The sequence below is a fragment of the Streptomyces sp. SID3212 genome, assembly GCF_009865405.1.
Classification (GTDB): domain Bacteria; phylum Actinomycetota; class Actinomycetes; order Streptomycetales; family Streptomycetaceae; genus Streptomyces.
The window spans coordinates 1-4,044 of the sequence record NZ_WWJY01000595.1 but is presented as its reverse complement, the minus strand read 5'-3'; the positions used below and the strand labels follow the sequence as shown (position 1 = coordinate 4,044).

At 74.8% G+C, this 4,044-nt stretch carries 1 protein-coding gene; it reads left to right on the top strand.

Annotated features, from left to right (window positions below):
* Positions 1-4,044: amino acid adenylation domain-containing protein (locus GT042_RS17855; RefSeq protein WP_161309710.1), on the top strand; the 4,044-nt coding region annotated here is incomplete at both ends.

The window sequence follows — 4,044 nt, the reverse complement described above, 5'->3', positions numbered from 1 at the left end:
CCCGGACACGCCCGGAGCCCCGCCCCGGCGGCCACCCGCGCCGCTCCCTCGGCGCCGCCCTGACCCCGGCGCAGTGGAACGCCCTCAAGGACCGCGCGGCCTCCCTGGAGGTGTCGCCCACGGCCCTGGTGCTCACCGCCTTCGCCGAGGTACTGGCCGCCGACGCGCCCGACGAGCCGTTCACGCTCGTGCTGACCACCTCCGACCGGGTACGGCTGCCCGCCGGGGCCGAGCACCTGGTCGGCCCCTTCACCTCCACCGCGCTGCTGGCCGTCCCGCCGCTCACCGACCGCTCCTTCGACGACGCCGCCCGCACGCTGCACGACCGGCTCTGGGCCGGCCTCTCCCACACCGGGGTCTCCGGGGTGGAGGTCCTGCGGGAACTGCGCTCCCGGGACAGGTCGGCGCCCCCGGTCGCCCTGCCGGTGGTCTTCACCAGCCTCCTGGAGACCGGTACGGGCCGCACGGGCGGCTTCACCGACCACCTGGCGCACGCCACCAGCCGCACTGCGGGCATCGCGCTCGACCACCAGATGTGGGAGGCGGACGGGGCACTGCACTACCGCTGGGACGTGGCCGACACCCTGCTCGCCCCGGGCGCCGCCGACACCCTCTTCACCGCGCTCGGCAACACCCTGCGCGACCTCGTGTCCGCGCCCGACGAGGAGACCGGGCCGCTCAACCAGCTCCAACAGGCCTACTACGTCGCCCGCTCACAGGGCGCCGAGCCCTGGGACGGCTGCCAGGTCTACCACTCCTTCGCCCTCGACCACCTCGACATCGGCCGCCTGGAGGACACCTGGCACGCCATGACCGAGCGGTACGACGTGCTGCGCACCCATCTGTCCCACGACGGCGAGCTGCGGGTACGCCGGACGGCCGGCCCGCGCCGCCGGATCCCGGTCGTCGACCTCGCGGCCGTCGAAGCGACCGGCACGCCCGGCGGGGTTGTCGAGGACGCGTTCCGCGACCGCATGGCCGGGACGGCCTTCCCGCTGGGCCGATGGCCGCAGTTCGACCTCCGGGTGACGCGATCGGCGTCCGGCCGGGCGACCCTGCACTGCGCCCTGGATCTCGCCGTGGTCGACGGCCGCAGCCTCCACCTGCTGCTGCGCGAACTGGTGGCCGGATACGGCTCTCCGGCCGGCCGGGCACCGGCTCTGCCCGCCCCCGGGGCCGCACTCGCCGGGGAACTCCCCGGCCCGCCCGACCCCTCCGCCGCCGCGTACTGGCGCGAACGCTTCACCGGGCTGCCCGGGGGACCCGCCCTCGCGGGCGGCGCCGACCGGCACCGTACCCGCCGATCCGGCGTCCTGACCGGATGGCGGCGGACCCGCGCGGCTGTCGAGCGGCACGGCCTGACGCCCGACGCGGCCCTCCTCGCCGTCCTCACCGAAGCCCTGTCGACGCGCGTGGACGGCGACTTCACCGTGGTGGCCGCCCGCTGGCACCGGGACGACGAGCACCGGCGCCCGGGCGAGCACACCCGGCTCAGCTGGCTCGACCACGGCCCCGCCGCACGGTCGCTCGTCGAACGCGCCACCGCCCACCAGCACCGCATGGACCAGGACGACACCCGGGGCGCGGGCGCGGACGGACTCGCCGAACTGCGCCGCCTGGTCATGAGGGAGCGGGCCGGTACCGGTCTCGCCTTCCCCGTCGTGCACACCGGCCTGCTCGAACTCACCGCGCGGACACCTCCGCCCGGCCTGCGGAGCGGGCGGTGGCTGACCTGCACGCCCGGCGTCTCCCTGGACAGCATCTGCGTCGAGGAGGGCGACGAGCTGCACTACCACTGGGACACCGTGCCCGGCGACTTCGCCCCCGGCGACCTGGAGGCGATGTTCGCCGCGTACGAACGGCTGCTGGGCGCAGTGGGCGAGGTCTTCGCCGCAGCCGCCCCGGCGGGGGTTCCCGGCCCCCGGGAGCGGTCTGCGGCGCTCACCCCGGACGAGCGGGAACGGGTGCTCCACACCTGGAACGACACCGCCGAACCCGTCCCCGACGAGCGCCCCGTCCACCGGTTCTTCGAGGACCACGCCCGCCGGACCCCCGACGCCACGGCCGTCCTGCACGCCGGGGGAAGCGTCAGCTACCGCGAACTCGACGGCTGGGCCAACGGAATCGCGTACCGCCTGCGCGCCCTCGGCGTCGACACCGGCCAGGTCGTGGCGATCCGCGCCCGGCGCGGCCCCGCGCTGATCGCCGCCGTCCTGGGCGTCCTGAAGGCCGGTGCCGCCTACCTGCCGATCGAGCCCACCACCCCCGCCGAACGCGCCGCCGGGATGCTCGCCGACGCCGGTGCCGTCCTGCTGCTCACCACCACGGACACCGGACCGCTCCCCGTCCCGGACGGCGTCCGGGTGGTCGAGGCCGACCGCTCGGCCGTCGTCCCCGCCGACCTCGCGCCCCTGACGACCGCCCAGGCGGACAGCACCGCGTACGTCATCTTCACCTCGGGCAGCACCGGCCGGCCCAAGGGCGTCGCCGTCGCCCACCGCTCCGTGCGCAATCTCCTGAACTGGTGCTGGCGCACCTTCGATTTCGGCCCCCGGGACCTCGGGCTGATGGTCACCTCGCTCGCCTTCGACCTCTCCGTGTTCGACATCTTCGGCCTCCTCGGCCGGGGCGCCGCCCTGTACGTCGCCGACGAGGCCCAGCAGAAGGACCCGGGGCTGCTGCTCGACCTGCTGCTGGAGCAGCCGGTCACCTTCTGGAACTCGGCGCCCACGACGCTCGCCCAGGTGATGCCGCTGCTCCCCGCACCGACCGGCGACCGCACCGGAACCGACCACTTGCGCCTGGTCTTCCTGAGCGGGGACTACACACCGCTGTCCCTGCCCGACGAGCTGCGGGCGGTGTTCCGTTCCGCCGAACTCGTCAGCCTGGGCGGTGCCACGGAGGCGACCGTCTGGTCCAACTACCACCGGGTGGGCGAGGTCGATCCGGCGTGGCGGAGCGTGCCGTACGGCCGGCCGATCGACAACGCGCGCTACTACGTCCTGGACGAGAACCTGGAGCCCTGTCCCGTCGGTACCGAGGGCGACCTCATGATCGGCGGGGACTGCCTGGCGCTCGGCTACCACAACCGGCCCGAACTCACCGGCGAGCGCTTCGTGGCCGATCCGTTCGTACCGGGCGGCGGGCAGCGGATGTACCGCACCGGGGACCGCGCGGCGTTCGGCCCGGACGGTGTGATGACCTTCCTCGGCCGGGCCGACAGCCAGGTCAAGATCCGGGGACACCGGGTGGAGCTGGGCGAGATCGAGCACCGGCTGCGGGGCCATCCCGGCGTCAGGGAGGCCGTGGTGCTGGTGCGTCCGCACGACTCCGGGGACCACAAGGTGGTCGGCTACCTGCTGCCCGACGGTGAGCCGCCCTCGGTGTCCGAGTTACGGGAGTACGCGGCGCGCGCCCTCCCGGACTACATGGTCCCGAACTACCTGGTCTTCCTGGACACCCTCCCGGCCACGGCGAACGGCAAACTGGACCGGGACGCGCTGCCGTGGCCGCTGCCGGGGGCGGCTTCCGCGGGCCGTCCTGCGGTTGGCGTGCCGGCGGCGGTACCGGTTGCGGGGGTGGTGCCGGAGCCGGTGCCGGTGCTGTCGCCGATGCCAAGGCAAGTGCCTGTGCCTGTGCCTCTGCCTGTGCCTGTGCCCGCTGCCGTTCGGGTTGCTGTGCCGGTGCCGGTTGCTGCGCCGGCTGCCGGACCCGTGCCGACGGCCGTACGCGTGGCGGCTCCCGTACCGGAGACGGCCGGGGATCCGGCGGCGAGACCGGAGGCCGCGCACGCCGCCCGGCTGGCCGGGGAGATCGCCGACATGGTCTCCGGGCTGCTCGACGGGCGCCCGGTCGACCCGGACCAGGACCTCTGGGACCAGGGCGCGACCTCCTTCACCATGGTGCGGATCTCCCGGATGCTCCGGCAGCGGCACGGGTTACGTATCCCGGTCGACGCACTGTTGGACGCACCGACCGTCACGGGGATCGCCGCACGACTCGCCACGGCGGAGGCCCCGGCCACGGCGTCGCCCACGGCGCCCG